Raw genomic sequence first — 18,242 nt, forward strand, 5'->3', positions numbered from 1 at the left:
AGAACGCAGTGCTTACACCTCGCAGATACTCACTCAAATGGAGACTGACACTGTTTTTTAGCTCTGGCATGCTGGTTTTGCTTCTCTTTTTGTCTATTTTTATTTTTTTCAGTACCTCTAATCTCGTCCATCAACATGAGCAAAAATTACTCAATCAAAAAGCGACGGCCATCGCAGCCGATTTGAAAACAGAAATCACCGAAGAAGCATCTTTGAAGATTCCCTATCTGACGCGTTTGCTAACCAATTACGCTGACGTCAATCAATTCATCAACATCAGCGACCAAAACGGCAAGGAAATCGCTTCAATACAGGGAGCCAATTGGACAAAAGAGCCGGAAGACTATTATGAAAGGACCTTGGTCGCAAAAGAACCTGTGCAGCTACCGTTCACATCGGAGCTTTTGTTTGTGCAAATTTCTACTACGACAGAAGCACTTGAATGGTATTTTTCCATCCTGCTCACGATTCTTTTTCTCTCGTCCTTTTTTACCTTGCTACTTTCGGCGATTGGAGGCTACTGGTTGAGCAACTGGGGACTGAAGCCTCTCGATCATCTTATCCAGCAAATCCATTCCATTTTCCCTCAACGTCTCTCCCAGCGAATTCACCATCATCACGTAGAGACTGAAATCTACGAGCTGATCCATGCCTTTAATCTGTTGTTAGATCGTATGGAAGAAGCAATGGTCTATCAGCAGAGATTCGTCACAGATGCCTCTCATGAATTACGTACACCGCTCTCGATTATTGAAGGGTATGCAAGTCTTCTGCAAAGATGGGGGCAGCACAAACCAGAAGTAAGGGACGAAGCACTCGCTGCTGTGGAGCAGGAGTGTAAACGACTATTCAAACTCATTGATGATCTGTTGTCGCTAGCCAAATTGCAGCATAACTCACAACTAGGCTCAACGAAAGTCGTGCAGCCACTAATCCCTCTGCTTCTGGAAGTAAAGCAAGCGTGGGTTCCCATTTTCCCTCCACAAATTAAGCTGCTTTTTGAATGGGAAGAAGCGCTTGTCCTTTTGATGGATCGGGAGCGGATTCGCCAGTTGTTGGACATCCTTTTGGACAATGCACGGAAATATACAGATGAAGGACAAGTGAAGGTACGCGCATATGGGGATGAAGAGGCTGTGCACATTGTGGTAGAGGATACAGGGATCGGTATTCAGGCAAAAGAGATTCCCCACCTTTTTAAGCGATTTTATCGTGTGGACAAATCCCGTACGCGAAAAAGGGGCGGAAGCGGGATTGGTCTGGCCATCGCCCAAGCGATTGTCGCAGATCACGAGGGAAGCATCTCTATTGCTCCTTCTGCGGATAGAGGCTTGAGTGTTCATGTTTCGTTGAAAAAAGCGGGAATAGATTGACGACACGAAAGAGTAACGATTGGCTCTGTGAGCGTGCATTCCAGAGCCTTCGTTTCTCATAGTGTTCTGATTTATGAACATGTAAAATGAAAGGGAGTCAATACAAAGAGTCATCCTTGACGGAGGTGCTTACAGTGGGTAAGGCCCATAAATACATACATAGTAAAATCGAAATACGCCAAGATCAGATGAAGGGTTTTCAGCATCCCCAATACGTCATTACAATCAATGACATCACTTTGAATGACTATTTGAATCAAAATACTCAGAGTCGTTCTTTTGATTTATTAGTTCCACCTATCGGACTGTTTGATAATCGCGATCAACAAAAAGTCCTCGCATTGCTTTCTTTTACAAATATTGCTCTTCCTATTTTGGTTTGTTCGGATGACATGGATTTCTCTTGTACAGTTGTCACCACGTATGTAGAGGAGGCGAAGGATTACATCATTTGGAAAACGTTCGGATATGGCGTGGACATGTCAAAGCCGATCCATGTTCCGCCTTTAGCTTTCGAAAAAAGCCAGTATAGAGAATTTATTGAAGCGTTCAAAGGCTTTATTCATCGTGATTCCCTATGATAACCATAAGCTGCATTCATTTTAAGCCGAATACAGGTGATTCCTAAGTACCTGAGTACCTGAGTACCTGACAAATGATAGGGAATACCTATCGAAATGATAACAACGATGCTATTGAACAATGATTCGCCTCATCATAAACTAATCTTGACTCACGCATGATCAACCTTCATCACGCTTAACCGAAGCAATCAACTGCTCCATAAAAACTCGGCTTGCTGCACACAAATGCTTGTTTTTCCGGTAAACGATACCGATTTGCGCCGTCATATTAGGTTGTTGGATCGGAATCGTGCGAATCCGTTTATCATCGATATAGTCGAGGTAGCCTTTCGAAAGTACCGTGACACCGACACCTTGCCCGACCATATTCGTAATCGATTCCATTGTGGTCATTTCCAAAACAGGCTGTGGCGAGAAGCCCAGCTCCTTACACGTTTCATCAATCAACTGACGCAAAAAGTACGTGTTCGGCAATAAAATGCAGGGGGTTTCTTTCAAAATCGCAAGTGAAACAAACGTTTCCTTCGCGAGCGGATGATCCGCAGGAACTCCTAATGCCAGATTTTCTGTATAGAGCGGAATGGTTTCCAGATCGTCATGCTCCATAGGCAAAAAAACAATCCCCAGATCGAGTTCGTTTTTCAGAAGTCCTTCATAAATATCACCGGTTCTCAACCCGAAAACAGACAATTCAACCTTTGGATAACGCTGGTGAAACTCAATAACAGTAGGCGGGAGCAAGTAATTGACAACTGTCAGCAGTACACCAATCTTTAATGCACCTCTGCTTAAGCCTTGCAGCTCGCTAATCGCTGCACGCGCCTGTGACAATTCATGAAACACATGATAGCTATGGTGAAGCAATGTTTTGCCTGCTTCCGTCATCACCGTTCGTTTGCCGATGCGATCAAACAAGGGCATGCCGATTTCATGCTCAAGCAAACGGATTTGCTGACTGAGTGAAGGCTGTGCAATACCCAATTTCTCGGCTGCACGAGTAAAATTCAACTCCTGGCACAGTGCCATAAAGTACTCTAATTGCTTGAGCTCCAACGACCATCCCTCCAGCGATTTATGAACTAATAATAGGATTTTCCTATCATTATAGAATAAACCATTATAAATTTATATGAATGTACTGCACTATATACATTTTCATGAAAGTATGAGGTGATCGCTTGTGAATATCGAAATCCTTTCGATAAATGTAGGGAAACCCAAACAGGTACCGTATCAAAACAAAGAGGTTTCTACCGGTATTTACAAAACCCCGACCACAAAGGCTCTATATTTATCCTTTTTGAACTTGGAGGGAGATGGGCAAGCAGATCTTGTCCACCATGGTGGGAAAGAAAAGGCTGTATGCGTCTATCCCTATGAGCACTACCCATTTTGGGAGGCTGAATTACAGACGGAGCTTCCAATCGGTGCCTTCGGAGAAAATTTGACGATCAGGGGATTAGTAGAAACGGATGTTTGTATCGGTGATACCTTTCAGCTAGGGGATGCGGTCGTACAGGTGAGTCAACCGAGACAGCCCTGTTACAAATTGTCTGTACGATACGGTGTACCTGAAATGCTGCTTAAGGTACAGGAGACAGGCTATACCGGCTTTTATTTCCGCGTGTTGAAAGAAGGGCTGGTATCGCATTCAGATGTGTTGACAAGGCTCTCGCGCCATCCAAAGGCAATAACTGTATCGTATGCAAACCGAATCATGCATCAAGAAAAAGACAATATCGATGGGATGAAAAATCTGTTGGAAGTAGAAGAACTGTCCTCAAATTGGCGAGCGACCTTTAGCAAACGATTATCCGGCGTGGAAATTGATACCCGTGAAAGGATGACCGGCCACCAAGCATAACGACAATAAAGGCAAGGAAGAATGTGATGGTTGTGTAGTACCATCTGAAGTTGCTCTTCGGCATAGTTACCTGTCATCAGGTAGCTACATAGGCTAAAGGGTAAATCCTTTACACTGGAGAGGAGATTGAGATGTACAACAACTATTACCATTATCATCAAGGGTATTATCCCGTGCTTGCCGGCTGGAATAACAGCCATTTTCACTATGGGTGGAGCCCTCATTATTACAACTGGGGCCATGCGAATGGGAATCGATACTGGGATCGTTATCAGAATACCATCGAATTGAGAGATTATGGACCAAAGCCTTTTGTCGTGAATATTGAGCAAGCCACAAAGCAATCCAACACATTTCGTACGGCATTATGGACAGGGAAGCACTTGCAGGTGACGCTAATGAGCATAAATGTTGGAGACGACATTGGTTTAGAAAACCATCCGAATACAGATCAATTCATCCGAGTGGAAGAAGGTCAAGGACTGGTTCGGATGGGCGATCGCCAAGATCATTTAGATTTTGAACGAAGAGTCAATGATAACGATGCCATCATGGTTCCCGCGGGCACATGGCACAATGTCATCAATACAGGCAATACGCCGCTTAAGGTATATTCCATCTATGCGCCACCGCAACATCCCTTTGGCACTGTTCATGAGACAAAAGCCAATGCCATGGCTTCTGAGCAAAGCCCTCAATAAGAAATGGTGGCAGAATATCCCGCTCCTTTTTAAGGGGCGGGATTTTTTTAGTGGGATAGATATTTTCTCAAGGATATTTTCAACGGGCATAGAATATTAACGTTATTCACAATCTTCGTTTAAGGAAGGTATAAACCTATGGATAAAGAAGCTCAGCGAATCAACCTTAGACAAGAACAGTTCAACATGAAAGAGCTGCTTCAGTCACTTGTTGAAACTACTACGGACGCGATTTCAATTAGGGACATGCAGGGTAATATACTTTTTTTGAATAGTGCTTTTGAAAAAATCTATGGTTGGACATATCAAGATCTCCTGAATGACCCGTACTGTCTTGTACCTGAAGATCTCATTAACGAGACAAAGGACATTTTCCACGAGATTAAATTTGCAGGAAAAAATATAACGGGCTATGAGACCGTGCGTCAACGAAAAAATGGCGAGATCGTTCAGGTTGGTCTAACAGCTTCCCCTATAAGAGATACAGAAGGTACGATTGTAGGCACTTCAGTCATCGCCAGAGATATTACGGACCGCAAAATGGCGGAAGAAGCACTTGTGAAAAGCGAGGCAAAGTACCGCATCCTTGTAGAAAATACGAGTGATGTTATTTGCCAACATGATGTACACATGAATAATCTTTTTGTATCTCCTTCTATCGAACACCACTTGGGATACACTCAGGATGAATTTCTTCAAACGAATAGTTTTGATCTCATTCACCCTGATGATGTAAAAACCGTGAAAGATCTGCGTTCCTTAATCTCTATGCATCCCCAAAATGTTCAAATGGAGATTCGATTACGTCATAAAAATGGATCGTGGGTGTATTGGGAGTCACGTTGTGTTCCGATTATGTCTGAGAACAAAGAGATTGATAGCTTCCTATTCGTTTCACGCAATATCACCGAGCGAAAACACTCCGAAGAAGCCTTGCGCAAGAGCGAGGAACAATATCGCTTCATTGCCGAACACACGGCTGACTTCATTTCCGTGATGGATAAGTACGGTCACGTAACGTATAGTTCACCTTCCCATGTGAAGAAATTAGGTACGAGCCATATTATTTTTGAGAACATACATCCAGAAGATGCAGCACTCGTCTGTGAGCGATTTTCCACGATGATTCAGTTCGATATCCCGGTTACATGTGAGTATCGATACAAACTGGAAAACGAGAAATGGATCTACCTCGAATCAAGAGGGATGCCGTTTTTTAGCTCGGATGGCGGAAATCAATACTTCATCAACATTACACGTGACATAACGGAGAGGAAACAAAATGAAGAACTTCTCCGCAGAACAGAGAAGTTGTCCGTCATCGGTGAATTGGCTGCAAGTATCGCGCACGAAATAAGAAATCCGCTTACGGCATTGAAAGGCTTTATCCAATATTTGCGGCCAACACTAACTGGGGGCGCTACTTATACAGACATTATGTTGTCCGAGTTAGATCGAATCAACTTTATCGTGAGTGAGCTACTTGTATTGGCCAAACCGCAAACGCTGAATGTGAAGCGGATTCTTTTACACCCGCTCATTGAAAGCGTGGTAAAGTTTCTTGAATCAGAAGCAAATCTAAACAACACTACAATCAACACAATATTCAGTCATTCTCCGATAGCTATTAATGGAGAAGAAAATCAAGTAAAACAAGTCTTTATCAATATATTGAAGAATTCCCTCGATGCTATCACGACGAATGGCATAATCAGCATAGAAACCACATGTCTACCTAATAACCAAGTGCTGATACGTTTTACCGACAATGGATGTGGCATTTCCCAAGAACTGCTGCCCAGGCTCGGTGAACCGTTTTATACCACGAAAGAGAAAGGAACAGGCTTAGGTTTACTTGTCAGCAATAAAATAATGAAAGATCATCAAGGAACCATCACCATCTCAAGTGAGATCAACCAGGGTACCATCGTAGAAATCATGTTTCCCATTTCGAAATAGGAAGGTGATCCTTATGAATTCGCAAATCGTTTTTGATAAGGTAGTATTCACCAAATCTCCACCTACGCGCGTTGGAAAAGTCAGAATAATTAAAGGGGGAGAAATTCATGTGGAGGAAGTTTCTGCTTCATCCGCTTGCAGTTCGATACAGTGTGTTTATGATCGGACTGGCGGTCATGGCGTTAGGCATAGGCATGATGATTGAGGCTCATTTAGGTGTTGCGCCATGGGATACACTGCATATTGGATTACAGAAGACATTTGGACTGACCATCGGCATATGGTCGCAGATCGTGGGAGCCATGATCATTCTCGCTTCCTACATCATTGGCAAGATCCGGCCTAACGTGGGTATGTTTTTAAACATGTTTTTCTTTGGGCTGTTTATTGACATTTTTATGTGGCTGAACTGGATTCCTACAGGAGAGACCGTTGTAGAACGAGCTATTTTGTTCGTTGTCGGTCTGCTCATCTATACGATCGGAACAGGGATGTATATATCACCACGATTGGGAGCGGGTCCACGTGACAGTTTTATGTTAGCATTACATGAACGAATGGGATGGGGCATCGGTAAAGTCAGGATCGGTATAGAGTGCACGGTCATGGTGTTGGGCTTGTTACTTGGCGGGCCTGTTTCGGTGGGGACATTTGTGACGGCCCTTGCCATTGGACCGCTGATCAAGCAGTTTATTCCGATGTGGGAACGAATGTTGGCAAAACCGTACGGAACAGCAAAAACAGGGTAAAAGAAAAAAGGGTGCTCATACTGAGTACCCTTTTCAACTTTGTTGCGGTTTGCGTTCAGCCAGATAGGATGCGATTCCCAAAATCAGACCCAGTCCTACGAGCATCGCACCGACCCATGGGAGGGAGGTTATATCAAGATGTGTAATCACCCATCCACCAATGAAAGCGCCAGTAGCATTTCCTAGATTTCCGGCAGAATGACTGGAGGTAGAAGCAAGTGCTGGTGCATTCTGAGCGAGATTCATCACCCGTACTTGCAGCCCTGGAAATACAGCGAAAGAAGCAGCTCCCCAAAGAAAGATGGTCAATACGGCAGCTATGGGACTATACAGGGTAAACGTAAACAGCGTCAGAATGATGCATATTATTAAGTAAAGTCCGAGAATGGAGGGCATCAGCTTCCAATCCGCAAGTTTTCCGCCCACGATATTGCCGATGGTCACACCACAGCCGAAGAGGACAAGAATCCACGTTACATGATACTCAGCAAAACCGGTAATTTGCGTCAGCAGTGGCGTTATATACGTAAATACGGTGAATAAACCTGCATTGCCTAGAGCTCCGATCAAGAGGTATAGAAGAAGCTTCGGCTTGAGTAGGGCAGTAATTTGCCCAGTGATACTCCCCGTATTTTCTTGCCGGATGTTTGGGACAAAAATGAGTATTCCGATCAGTGCTATCATTCCCATGATCGCAATAGAGCCAAATGAGGCTCGCCATCCCATGTTCTGACCAATGAAAGTCCCCAGAGGCACACCAATAATATTAGCAATCGTCAGACCTGCCATCATAATGGAAACGGCTGCGGCACGCTTGTCAGGACTTACAAGACTGGAGGCTACAACAGCCCCAACCCCAAAGAACGTCCCGTGCGTCAAAGCGGTGATCAGGCGTGCTCCCATCAATATTTCGTAGTTGGGAGCAAACACAGAGATTCCGTTCCCGAGAATAAATAGAATCATAAGGAGACAGAGTAGCTTCTTTTGAGGAATCCGATGGGTGAGGACTGTCAGGATCGGTGCGCCGACGGCTACCCCCAGAGCATACATGGTAATGAGTTGTCCCGCAGATGAAATACTGACATTCAAATCCTCTGCAACATTCGGCAAAAGCCCCATAATGACAAATTCCGTCATCCCAATGGCAAAAGAACCGACGGTAAGAGAGAGCAAAGAGATAGAAGACTTTTCCTTGTTGACCTGTTTCTTGGTAGTAGTTTGAGATAACGCCATGAAGTCAATACAACCTTTCTGTACGATAAAATCCGTTTGTGGTGCGGGTAAAGATTACCTGTTCCACTTTGTTAAGTCAAGGTATTCTTCTTATATAAATGTAAAAATCCTACTAGAAAATACTAGAGCGCATCCCTGGAAGGGTGATCGAGTTCGAGAAAAGGAATAAAGAACGACAAGTCTACCGTTGACAGACACCCAAATTGTGGTTATGATTTACTCAATAATAATCGTAATCATTACGGTTTATTTTTTTAAGCATTAAATCGTAATCATTACGGTTAATCTAAGGTCATTAGCTTTTCATCAAAAATATGGTAAGAGGGTAGGTTGAGATGAAACGGGAAATCGATTTTATAAAGTTTAATCCCACACAAAATATGACCATTCTTGTGAAAAACAATCATCCAGCTGAAGAGTATACGCACATCGCCTCAAAAATTATGTCCTACGCTAGTGTCCATGCTGAACAAGTGGGTTTTATTGAAAAACCGAATAATCATGGAGCAGCAGCACATCTGCAAATGGCTGGGGGTGAGTTTTGCGGCAACGCATGCATGGCATTAGCGTTGCTTATCGCGCATGAAAATGGTCTACAGCATCATGATTTGACTGAAATTGTTTTGGAAGCTTCCGGCACAGATCATTTCGTTGTTTGTCAAGTGAAAAGAATTAAAGACGAATATTACTGCCAAGTTTCGATGCCTCTTCCCAAAAAGATCGAGCAGCAGTCAGTCAACTATGATGGCGACGAAATAAACATGGTGATTGTGAGGTATCAAGATTTCTTTCACATCGTGATTGAAGTAGACCAGTTCAGTGAGGCGGTAAGAAAACGTGCGGAATCTTTAGCCAAGCTGCTTGGAGTAACAGTAGGGTTGAGTTTAATCGGGGTGCTATTGTATCAGCCAGCTTCGAATGAATTGGCTCCACTTATCTTTGTTCCGTCATTAGATAGCATGATCTGGGAAAACGGCTGTGGGTCAGGTACTGCTTCACTTGGGGCCTATCTGGCTTGGAAAAAGCAAGGCGATATCACTGCTCACATCAGGCAACCGGGAGGCACGATTCATGTAACGGCCTCTTGGCAAAAAGAAGAAGTAACAAGTCTCAAAATAGAAGGTGCAGTCGGAATCGTGGCACAAGGCAAAGCATTCATCGAGATTCAAGACAGCAAGGGGAGAACGGAATGAATAGACCAGAACAGTTGCATCAACAGTTGACTGCATTTCTTGAAAGGTTCACCCATTTAGCCGATCGATATGACGGTACCATCCATTACAGCTCGGAGTTAGAGAAGATCATCGATGAGTATTCTACTTTCATAACGGATGAAAGAAACAAAGAAGCCTGGGAGCAGATAGAACAGCCAATCGCAAACCAATTGAACCAGCTTGTGGAGAATGTAAGGAAATCGTCGGCGATTTGCGTTGCGATTATGGAGAAATATCGTGCGTTGAAGCTGCTAAAAGGGATTGACGACAAGACCGACTACTTTCAAAACATAGAATCTTGTATTGAAGAAGAATTTGGGAGTTTTCAAGTTACTGTTGATTCAAAGGTGTTGATGGTAGGCTCAGGTTCCTTTCCCATGACGCCATTATTGATTGCGAAGCGGACTGGAGCAGAAGTAGTTGGTATCGACATTGATGAGGAGGCCATCGAACTAGGGCGGAGTGTTGTAGAAAGGCTGGGAAGTGGATTGTCTATCCGCTTGGAGAAAGAGTTTGTGGAACGACTTGATATGACGAAGGATGCAACCCATATCATCTTTAGTTCAACGGTTGCAAATAAGTATGATCTCCTGGAACAATTACATCCATTGACAAATGACCAAGTGATCGTGGCGATGCGATACGGCAATCAAATGAAATCCCTTTTTAACTACCCGATGAGAGAGGTAGATCAGCGGAAATGGAAGCTGATTGAAACCATCTTGCGTCCCGACCATGTATTTGATATCGCGTTGTACAAAAAAGCATCGGCTGCATGCTGATCTTAAAAGGAGGTTTCTATGGGAGATATGAAACGAATCTTGCTATTGGGAACAGGTCCTGCTTCCATTCAAATGGCTGTCATGCTTAAAAAACATTGGAATTGTTGCGTCGGGGTCGTTGGGCGTGAGTCTGTTCGTTCCAAATCATTCTTTACTGCACTTAAGCAAAGCAGTCAGCAAATTCGCGCAGATATTCAAAATGAAAAGCATCAAAAGATGGAAGGCGAATGCCAAATCGATCATGTATTCCATGGATACGGGAGCGTTACAGGGGAATGGGATACCTTCATATTATCTGTCACAACAGATGCATATACAGAGGTTTTACAACAAATAAATGATCAGGTTTTACAACGAATAACGTGCATGGTTTTGGTTTCTCCCACCTTTGGTTCCAACAGTTTACTACGCCATTATTTAAACAGGATTGGTTCGAATGCGGAGATTATCAGTTTTTCTACATACCTTGGTGATACACGCTGGTTCCATGATAAGCCTTCAAATCGAGTGATTACGACAGGGGTTAAGAAAAAGCTTTACATCGGCTCGACGCGCTCTTTCTCCCCGAATGTAAAAAGACTTTGTGAGTTATTTGAGCAATTAGGTATTCAGTTGGAAGTCATGGACTCTCCGATCGAAGCGGAAACGCGAAACATATCGCTATACGTGCATCCGCCACTGTTTATGAATGCTTTCTCCCTTCGTGTGATATTTGGTGAGGAACCAATCAAAAAGTACGTATACAAAATGTTTCCAGAGGGCCCCATCACGCAATATCTCATACGCGATATGCTGGCTCAATGGAAAGAGATTACCAAAGTGGTGGAAAAGCTCAATATAAAAGGGCTCAATTTGCTAAAGTTCATGACAGATGACAACTATCCGGTGAGGCTGGAAAGTCTATCACGTGATGATATCGAAAATTTCGTTCATTACGAAACGATTCACCAAGAGTATTTATTGTTCATTCGATATACCTCACTGTTGATTGATCCTTTTTCGGAGCCAGATTCAGATGGCAGATACTTCGATTTTTCTGCTGTCCCCATCCAGAAAATATTTATGAATAGAGAAGGGTATTGGGATATCCCGCGCATGCCAAAGGAAGATTACTATCGGATAAAAATGATTCAGGGCATTGCAAGATACATAGATATCAGTTGCCCGACGATCGATACATTCATTGAAACGTACGAGAGTAAAATTTCGGAAGCTGCGCGTACACGTAAGGGTGAACAGTTATCGGATGCGTTCGTTGTGCAAAGCTTTGCAGAAGATTTGAAAATGATATGTAGTGAGATCGAAAAGGGTATCGGATCAAAGAACCCATACTAACACGTATTTTCTGGAGGAAATGGTATGACAAGAAGAATGGGATCTTTATTAAGGACTTTCATGGTCTCCGTCGTTCTGCTGGTTGGCTGCAGTAACGGTGATATGGAAAAAACGGAGTCAACCAATAAAGGGAAAGAGATCGTGTATGCCACTTCGAAAGATATTAACGATATGAACCCACATTTTTATTCCGGATCCATGCCAGCTCAAGGGATGGTGTACGAATCGTTGGTGGAAAATACAGAAGATGGGATCAAACCTTCATTGGCTGAATCTTGGGAAGTTTCCGAAGATGGAAAAGTGTACACGTTTCATTTGAGAAAAAACGTGACGTTTCATGATGGAGAGCTGTTTAATGCGGAAGCAGTGGAAAAGAACATCGAAGCGGTGCAAAGCAATGCAAGCAAGCATTCCTGGATCAAGCTATCAACAAAGATCGTGGCCTGCAATGTACTCGATGAGTATACGGTTGAACTGGTCTTATCCGAACCGTACTACCCGACGCTGGTCGAATTGTCGATGACAAGACCTTATGTATTCATCTCGCCTAAAAATTTTGTGAACGGGGGAACCAAAGATGGTGTTAGTGGTTATAACGGAACGGGTCCCTATAAGCTCACTGAGCATAAAGTCGATCAGTATGCCGTATTTGAAGCGAATGAAAATTATTGGGGTGGCCCACCTAAAGTGAAGAAAATCACAGCCAAAGTACTTCCCGCAGGAGAAACTACTTTCTTGGCACTGCAAAAGGGAGAAGTTAACTTAGTATTTACGGATGATCGAGGAGCTAATAGTCTCGATGTGGCAGCCATGAATCAATTTGTTGAATCAGGTGAACACCAAATCATTCGCAGTCAACCCATGAACACAGGCATAATTGTCGCCAATAGCAGCAAAACAGAGAGCCCTGTATATGAAAAGGCTGTACGCGTAGCGTTTTGGCATGCGATTGACAGAGAGACCATCAGCAAACAAATATTTGAAGGCACGGAACAACCAGCGTATACCCTTTTCTCTTCGAATGTGAATTACGCCAACGTGAAATTAGAGAAGCGGGGGTACGATTTGGAAGAAGCGAAGAAGATTTTGGAGGAGGCAGGCTGGGTTATCGGGAATGCGGGCGAATTCAGAACGAAAAACGGAAAGCCATTAACTGTGAAGCTCTATTATGATGTAAATTCGTCCACGCAAAAAACGCAGGCTGAATTGATTCAAAATACGGTAAAAAGGATTGGGGTTCATCTGGACATTATTGGCGAGGAGTCATCTTCGATTGCGAACAGAAGGTCTACAGGTGACTATGACCTGCTTTTTAATCAAACATGGGGACTCGCGTATGATCCGCAGAGCACAATCGCTGCTTTTACCTCCAAGTCTTCCTATTACCATTCGACAAGAGGCATCGCGCGAGCTGATGAGCTCTATAAAAAAATAGAAGAAGTCATGGTGACGACTGATGAGGAACATAGAAAATCGTTATATACCGATATTTTGACCATGGTCCATGAGGAAGCCGTATTTATTCCGATTACGAATGGAAGAGTCACGATCCTGGCTCCCAAAAACCTGCAGGGTATCTCGTTTAAGCAAACGCAATTCGAGCTTCCATTTGAGCGGATGTACTTTGAATAAATACGGAAAAAAGGAGCGTGCCATGGGCAGCTATATCATCAAAAGGTTCATGCTATCGATTCCTTTGGTCCTGATCGTATCGTTTGTAACGTTTTCTTTCATTCATCTATCTCCCATGGATCCTGCCGAAGTGGTCCTGCATTCGCAAGGCATCCCCACAATAACGGATGAGTTGCTTGCGCAAACCAGAGCGAAACTTGGGATGGACCAACCCTTTTTGACCCGGTACCTAAACTGGGTTGCTTCATGCTTGCAGCTTGATTTTGGAGATTCATACATAACGGGAAAACCCGTGTGGTCTATGCTAGGACCAGCCTTTTTCCACACAGTAAAGCTGACGTTGGTTTCGGCCTTTGCCATCGTTTCGCTGTCCATCGTTTTGGGAGTGGCATGCGCATTGAACGCAGGCAAATGGGTGGACAAATCAGTCAGAGGCGTTTCATTTTTCCTGACATCGATGCCGTCCTATTGGCTCGCCGCTCTGCTGATCTGGTATTTTTCCGTCAAGCTGGATTTGCTTCCGACAAGCGGAATGGAGTCGTACAAAAGCTATGTATTGCCCGTTGTTGTAATTACAATCAGCTATGCTGGCATCTATTTTCGAATCATCAGAAGTTCCATGTTAAGCAACATGAATGAAGACTATGTTCTCTACGCAAGGGCATGCGGCTTACCGGAGAAAAAGATCACGATGCACATTCTCAGAAATTCATTGCAGGTGGCCATTTCTGTATTTTGCATGGCGATTCCCATCATTTTGGGAAGCACAGTCGTCGTGGAAAACATCTTTGCTTGGCCGGGACTCGGTACGCTAAGCGTCAAATCCATTTTAAGCAGGGATTTTCCGATCATTCAAGCCTATGTCCTTGTGTTGGCAGTCGCTTTTATTCTGTTCAACACCGTTTCCGACATCATCAATGCGGCATTGAAACCCAAAATAAGGGATGGTCTATAGATGAATCGATTACAAAATGTGTGGAAAGACAAGGTTGCTGTCCTATCCTTATCCGTTATCTCGCTTACAGCAATGGCTGGGATATTTGCACCTTTCGTTGCACCGCATGATCCCGCAGAAGTGCATATGGAGCTTCGATTTGCATCCGCATCATGGGAGTATCTCTTGGGCAACGACCACTTAGGGCGATGCGTTTTATCCAGACTCATTTACGCGATTCGTCCCAGCATGCTATGGGTCTTGGCTGCGCTGCTCCTATCTGTATTGATTGGGTCAATTGTAGGGGTTCTTGCGGGTTACTTTCGTGGAAAAACAGATGCCTTCTTGATGCGTGTTTGCGATGTGATCCTTTCTTTTCCGGGATATGTCATGACCCTGGCGATTATCGGCATTTTGGGAGTAGGCTTTGAAAATGTAATCATCGCCTTTGTATTGATGAAATGGGCGTGGTTTGCTCGAATCATCAGAGCGTCAGTCATGCAATATGCGGAATCCGACTATGTAAAATTCTCAAAGGCAATCGGCGCAAGCAATATGGGAATCATGATCAGGCACATGATTCCGGTTGCATTGCCCGACATTGCTGTCATTTCAAGCAGCTCCTTCGGTTCGATGATTTTGCAAATATCGGGATTCTCTTTCCTCGGTTTAGGCATTCAAGCACCGGAAGCAGAGTGGGGCATGATGTTGAATGAAGCGAGAGACGTCATGTTTTCCCGCCCGGAATTCATGCTAGCTCCCGGTTTGACCATCGTGATCGTCGTATCGGCCATTAACTATTTGTCTGATACGCTTCAAGTTGCTTTAGATCCCAAATTGATGACTTCTACCTATAACCAGCAAGGGTTAATAAGAGCCTCTGCCGTGAAGCTCGAAGGAAAAGGGGTGGCAACCGGAAGATGAACATTTTGGAGGTAAATAACCTGAAAATCTGGGACAGCCGCAATGATCGAGCGATCGTTCCAAACAGTTCCTTTCATGTGAAGCAGGGAAGCTGTCTGGCCATTGTTGGGGAAAGTGGAAGCGGGAAGTCGGTTACGTGCAAGGCCATCATGAGATTGAATAAGGCCGGGCTTCGCCAATCGGGAGACATTCTATTACGAGGAGAAAACCTCATGGAGCTCTCAGAACAGGAGATGAGGAAAAAGAGGGGAAAGCAGATTTGCATGATTTTACAGAATGGCATGCGTGCCTTTGATCCCTCTTGCGTGGTGGGCGTTCATTTAAAGGAAACGCTAGTGGAGCATTTTGGATGGAGCCGTGACGAAATCACAACCAAAATGAAAAATGCCATGGAAAGCGTCATGCTGAAAGACCCGATAGAGGTAATGAATAAGTATCCCCACCAGTTGTCGGGTGGAACGCTGCAGAGGGTCATGATTGCGCTGGCTATCGTATTGGAGCCTGACATTCTGATTGCGGATGAACCCACGACAGCACTCGATACAATCTCGCAGTTCGAAGTGGTTGAACAGTTCCTGCAATTGCGCGATCGAATGGGCTGCTCCATGATCTTCATCTCTCACGATTTAGGGATTGTCAAATTAATGGCAGATGAGGTTCTCGTCATGAAAGAAGGAGAAATTGTTGAAAACGGGACGACCCAAGCCATCTTCTCTGAACCGCAGCATACCTATACCCGTTACTTGCTCTCCACGAAGCTGCAGATGAATCAACATTTTAAGAGGGTCATGGGAGGAGTTAGTATTGCTGAGCGTTGAGTGTGTTGAGAAATCATACAGAAAAGGCGGATTGTTCTCAAGAGAAAGAGAGCAAGTGTTGAGTAACATTAGCTTCGAATGCAAGTCTGGGGAGTGTCTCGGCATCATCGGAGAAAGCGGAAGTGGTAAATCGACATTAGGAAGATTGCTCCTGGGGATAGAAAAGCCTGATCGAGGTACCATCTTGTTTGAGGGCAAAAAAGTAGAGGATCGAAAAGTAAGAACAGGGAATATCAGCGCTGTTTTTCAAGATTACACTTCTTCGATCAATCCATTATATACGATTGAGGACGCCATTCGGGAGCCTTTGCAAATGAAAAGAAGGGGACGAAAAGATGTTCGAAGCGAGATTGATCATTTATTAAATCAAGTAGGGTTGGATCCTTCCTATCGAAAGAAATATCCTTATGAGCTATCAGGGGGGGAGGCTCAGAGGGTATGCATAGCGAGAGCCATTTCCACGGAACCGAGATGCATTCTATTCGATGAAGCAATCAGTTCATTGGATGGGTCTGTGCAAATGCAAGTGCTTGAATTACTAAAAGACTTGAGAAAACGTTACAAGATTGGCTATATCTTCATCACTCATGATATACAGGCTGCCGCCTATATTTGCGACAGAGTCATGATCATACGAAATGGTGAGATCGAAGAGATTGTGAGGGTTGAAGACTTAAAAGATGTTCAATCCGCCTATACGAAGAAACTGCTGCAAATGACTATTGTTTAAAGGAATTGGCAATAAGAGTGAGCAGAGGATCAGAGGAAGGAGCAAGAGCTATGAGAGGGGCTCTGTCTTGGCCATTTTTACGTTTATACATATTGACTCTTTTGTATTTTAGTGCGAACTCTATTTTGAATGTCATTATTCCGTTAAAGGGTGCAGAGTTGGGTGCGACCAATACAACAATTGGAGTCGTTATGGGAGCGTATCTGTTTACAACCATGTTTTTTCGGCCGTGGGCAGGCCATATCATCCAAAAACATGGACCAATCAAAGTGCTCCGCACGATTCTTATTTTCAATGGAGCGGCTCTCATTTTATATACGTTCACTGAATTAGAGGGTTTTATTGTTGCCCGTATTCTGCAAGGGATGTGTACCGCTTTTTTCTCCATGGCCTTACAGCTGGGGATTATTGATGCGTTGCCAGACAAGGATCGTTCACAAGGGATCTCTCTGTATTCCTTATGTGCTTATTTGCCTGGTATTATTGGCCCTCTACTCGCTTTAGGCATCTGGCAAGCGGGGGATAGTTCTTATTTTACAGTTGCCATGGTCACCATTGCGATCCTTACAGGAGTAGTGGGTTATAGCGCCAGCATCGAGAAAAAAGTAGCTGAACCTGCTCCGGGTCAGACTGAACAGGGAGCAACCATGCTTGGTTCCGTGAGCCAATTGGTCAAAAACCCGTATTTATGTAAATGCAGCGTCCTGATGCTGGTGGCATCCATTATATTTGGAGCTGTGACAACCTTTATACCGCTGTACGCTGTACAAATCAACTACGGGAATGCGGGAATTTTCCTGATGCTTCAAGCGGGTACCGTCGTATTATCACGGTTTGTGTTGAGAGAAAAAATTCCATCAGACGGCAAGTGGCGTTCCTCGTTTATGATGGGAATTATGCTCATTCTTGCGGTAGCGGCGTTAAGTGTAAGCTTTTCTAGCGTGGGTGGAGCAGCCTTTCTCTACGTAGGGGCCATATTAATGGGAATTGCTCAAGCCCTTCTTTATCCAACGTTAACGACGTATTTGACATTTGTTCTACCAAAGACGGATCGCAATGTGTTAATCGGGTTATTCATAGCTATGGCCGATTTGGGTGTTTCTCTGGGAGGAGTCATCATGGGGCCAGTTGCTGATCATTTCTCTTATTCCTTTATGTATATGATTTGTGCAATCTTAGGGGTGACGATGATCATTTTTGCCTATGAACGAAGCAATGCTTCTGTTGGATTACGATAAAACCGATGATGTTCATTGCTGAAGCTCAATCGTGTAAGCAAGAAAACCGTTATCCGTAGATCGTCTTTGGGCACGGAGGAAAATATTCAAGTGGCAAGCCGAGTACATGTTAGGAGATGATACCTAGCGTTTACTCGGCTTTTTCATACGCAGATGCAAAGCAAAGCACAGT

17 protein-coding genes are annotated in these 18,242 nt (G+C 44.0%); 15 read left to right on the top strand and 2 right to left on the bottom strand.

The window, feature by feature from the left end:
• Positions 1 to 8 precede the first annotated feature (8 nt).
• Positions 9 to 1,373: a sensor histidine kinase gene (locus M3630_RS00840; RefSeq protein ID WP_251250884.1), complete on the top strand. Its 1,365-nt coding sequence runs from the start codon at positions 9 to 11 to the stop codon at positions 1,371 to 1,373.
• A 134-nt stretch (positions 1,374 to 1,507) separates the two neighbouring features.
• The gene (locus M3630_RS00845) at positions 1,508 to 1,954 is read left to right on the top strand and encodes a hypothetical protein (RefSeq protein ID WP_251250885.1); all 447 of its coding nucleotides are present in this window, start codon (positions 1,508 to 1,510) and stop codon (positions 1,952 to 1,954) included.
• Positions 1,955 to 2,116: 162 nt separating this feature from the next.
• Here the strand turns inward: M3630_RS00845 and M3630_RS00850 are convergent, their stop codons facing one another.
• A complete protein-coding gene (locus tag M3630_RS00850; protein WP_251250886.1) occupies positions 2,117 to 3,010 on the bottom strand; it encodes a LysR family transcriptional regulator in 894 nt (297 codons plus the stop codon).
• Between the two features lie 127 nt (positions 3,011 to 3,137).
• Between M3630_RS00850 and M3630_RS00855 the strand changes: the two genes are divergently transcribed.
• The 4 genes from M3630_RS00855 to M3630_RS00870 all read left to right on the top strand — a co-directional run bounded on the left by M3630_RS00855 (position 3,138) and on the right by M3630_RS00870 (position 7,230).
• Entirely contained in the window at positions 3,138 to 3,821 is a 684-nt protein-coding gene (locus M3630_RS00855) for an MOSC domain-containing protein (protein WP_251250887.1), read from the top strand.
• Between the two features lie 131 nt (positions 3,822 to 3,952).
• A complete protein-coding gene (locus tag M3630_RS00860) occupies positions 3,953 to 4,522 on the top strand; it encodes a cupin domain-containing protein (protein ID WP_251250888.1) in 570 nt (189 codons plus the stop codon).
• Between the two features lie 138 nt (positions 4,523 to 4,660).
• Complete coding sequence (locus M3630_RS00865; protein ID WP_251250889.1) at positions 4,661 to 6,481, top strand: PAS domain S-box protein; 1,821 nt, start codon at positions 4,661 to 4,663, stop codon at positions 6,479 to 6,481.
• Positions 6,482 to 6,588: 107 nt separating this feature from the next.
• Entirely contained in the window at positions 6,589 to 7,230 is a 642-nt protein-coding gene (locus tag M3630_RS00870) for a YczE/YyaS/YitT family protein (RefSeq protein ID WP_232772855.1), read from the top strand.
• 33 nt (positions 7,231 to 7,263) lie between these two features.
• On the opposite strand, the gene M3630_RS00875 is transcribed toward M3630_RS00870, so the two are convergent.
• A complete protein-coding gene (locus tag M3630_RS00875) occupies positions 7,264 to 8,463 on the bottom strand; it encodes an MFS transporter (protein WP_251250890.1) in 1,200 nt (399 codons plus the stop codon).
• A 335-nt stretch (positions 8,464 to 8,798) separates the two neighbouring features.
• Between M3630_RS00875 and M3630_RS00880 the strand changes: the two genes are divergently transcribed.
• From M3630_RS00880 to cntE, 9 genes are read left to right on the top strand one after another with little or no spacing between them, the layout of a single operon-like run.
• The gene (locus M3630_RS00880) at positions 8,799 to 9,656 is read left to right on the top strand and encodes a histidine racemase CntK family protein (RefSeq protein WP_251250891.1); all 858 of its coding nucleotides are present in this window, start codon (positions 8,799 to 8,801) and stop codon (positions 9,654 to 9,656) included.
• On the top strand, positions 9,653 to 10,459 hold the full coding sequence (locus M3630_RS00885; RefSeq protein WP_251250892.1) for a methyltransferase domain-containing protein: 807 nt from the start codon (positions 9,653 to 9,655) through the stop codon (positions 10,457 to 10,459). Before M3630_RS00880 ends, M3630_RS00885 begins: the two co-directional genes overlap by 4 nt.
• An 18-nt stretch (positions 10,460 to 10,477) precedes the next feature.
• Positions 10,478 to 11,794 (top strand): opine metallophore biosynthesis dehydrogenase, encoded by a 1,317-nt coding sequence (locus tag M3630_RS00890; RefSeq protein WP_251250893.1) that lies wholly within the window; start codon positions 10,478 to 10,480, stop codon positions 11,792 to 11,794.
• Positions 11,795 to 11,818: 24 nt separating this feature from the next.
• Positions 11,819 to 13,426: a staphylopine-dependent metal ABC transporter substrate-binding lipoprotein gene (cntA, locus tag M3630_RS00895; RefSeq protein ID WP_251250894.1), complete on the top strand. Its 1,608-nt coding sequence runs from the start codon at positions 11,819 to 11,821 to the stop codon at positions 13,424 to 13,426.
• Positions 13,427 to 13,448: 22 nt separating this feature from the next.
• The gene (gene opp1B, locus M3630_RS00900; protein ID WP_251250895.1) at positions 13,449 to 14,381 is read left to right on the top strand and encodes a nickel/cobalt ABC transporter permease; all 933 of its coding nucleotides are present in this window, start codon (positions 13,449 to 13,451) and stop codon (positions 14,379 to 14,381) included.
• The gene (gene cntC / locus M3630_RS00905; RefSeq protein WP_251250896.1) at positions 14,382 to 15,284 is read left to right on the top strand and encodes a staphylopine uptake ABC transporter permease subunit CntC; all 903 of its coding nucleotides are present in this window, start codon (positions 14,382 to 14,384) and stop codon (positions 15,282 to 15,284) included.
• Positions 15,281 to 16,102 (top strand): staphylopine uptake ABC transporter ATP-binding protein CntD, encoded by an 822-nt coding sequence (gene cntD / locus M3630_RS00910; RefSeq protein WP_251250897.1) that lies wholly within the window; start codon positions 15,281 to 15,283, stop codon positions 16,100 to 16,102. Before cntC ends, cntD begins: the two co-directional genes overlap by 4 nt.
• Positions 16,089 to 16,832 (top strand): ABC transporter ATP-binding protein, encoded by a 744-nt coding sequence (locus M3630_RS00915; RefSeq protein ID WP_251250898.1) that lies wholly within the window; start codon positions 16,089 to 16,091, stop codon positions 16,830 to 16,832. Before cntD ends, M3630_RS00915 begins: the two co-directional genes overlap by 14 nt.
• A gap of 50 nt (positions 16,833 to 16,882) precedes the next feature.
• Positions 16,883 to 18,070, top strand: coding sequence for a staphylopine family metallophore export MFS transporter CntE (gene cntE / locus M3630_RS00920; RefSeq protein WP_251250899.1), 1,188 nt, complete (start codon positions 16,883 to 16,885; stop codon positions 18,068 to 18,070).
• The last annotated feature ends 172 nt before the right edge of the window (positions 18,071 to 18,242 follow it).

It is taken from the genome of Brevibacillus sp. MER 51 (assembly GCF_023714195.1).
Lineage (GTDB): Bacteria > Bacillota > Bacilli > Brevibacillales > Brevibacillaceae > Brevibacillus.

Coding starts and splice junctions, on each gene's coding strand:
- cntE (WP_251250899.1), top strand. CDS start 16,883: ATGAGAGGGGCTCTGTCTTGGCCATTTTTACGTTTATACATATTGACT.
- cntC (WP_251250896.1), top strand. CDS start 14,382: ATGAATCGATTACAAAATGTGTGGAAAGACAAGGTTGCTGTCCTATCC.
- M3630_RS00870 (WP_232772855.1), top strand. CDS start 6,589: ATGTGGAGGAAGTTTCTGCTTCATCCGCTTGCAGTTCGATACAGTGTG.
- M3630_RS00860 (WP_251250888.1), top strand. CDS start 3,953: ATGTACAACAACTATTACCATTATCATCAAGGGTATTATCCCGTGCTT.
- M3630_RS00875 (WP_251250890.1), bottom strand. CDS start 8,463: ATGGCGTTATCTCAAACTACTACCAAGAAACAGGTCAACAAGGAAAAG.
- M3630_RS00885 (WP_251250892.1), top strand. CDS start 9,653: ATGAATAGACCAGAACAGTTGCATCAACAGTTGACTGCATTTCTTGAA.
- M3630_RS00865 (WP_251250889.1), top strand. CDS start 4,661: ATGGATAAAGAAGCTCAGCGAATCAACCTTAGACAAGAACAGTTCAAC.
- M3630_RS00890 (WP_251250893.1), top strand. CDS start 10,478: ATGGGAGATATGAAACGAATCTTGCTATTGGGAACAGGTCCTGCTTCC.
- M3630_RS00880 (WP_251250891.1), top strand. CDS start 8,799: ATGAAACGGGAAATCGATTTTATAAAGTTTAATCCCACACAAAATATG.
- opp1B (WP_251250895.1), top strand. CDS start 13,449: ATGGGCAGCTATATCATCAAAAGGTTCATGCTATCGATTCCTTTGGTC.
- cntD (WP_251250897.1), top strand. CDS start 15,281: ATGAACATTTTGGAGGTAAATAACCTGAAAATCTGGGACAGCCGCAAT.
- cntA (WP_251250894.1), top strand. CDS start 11,819: ATGACAAGAAGAATGGGATCTTTATTAAGGACTTTCATGGTCTCCGTC.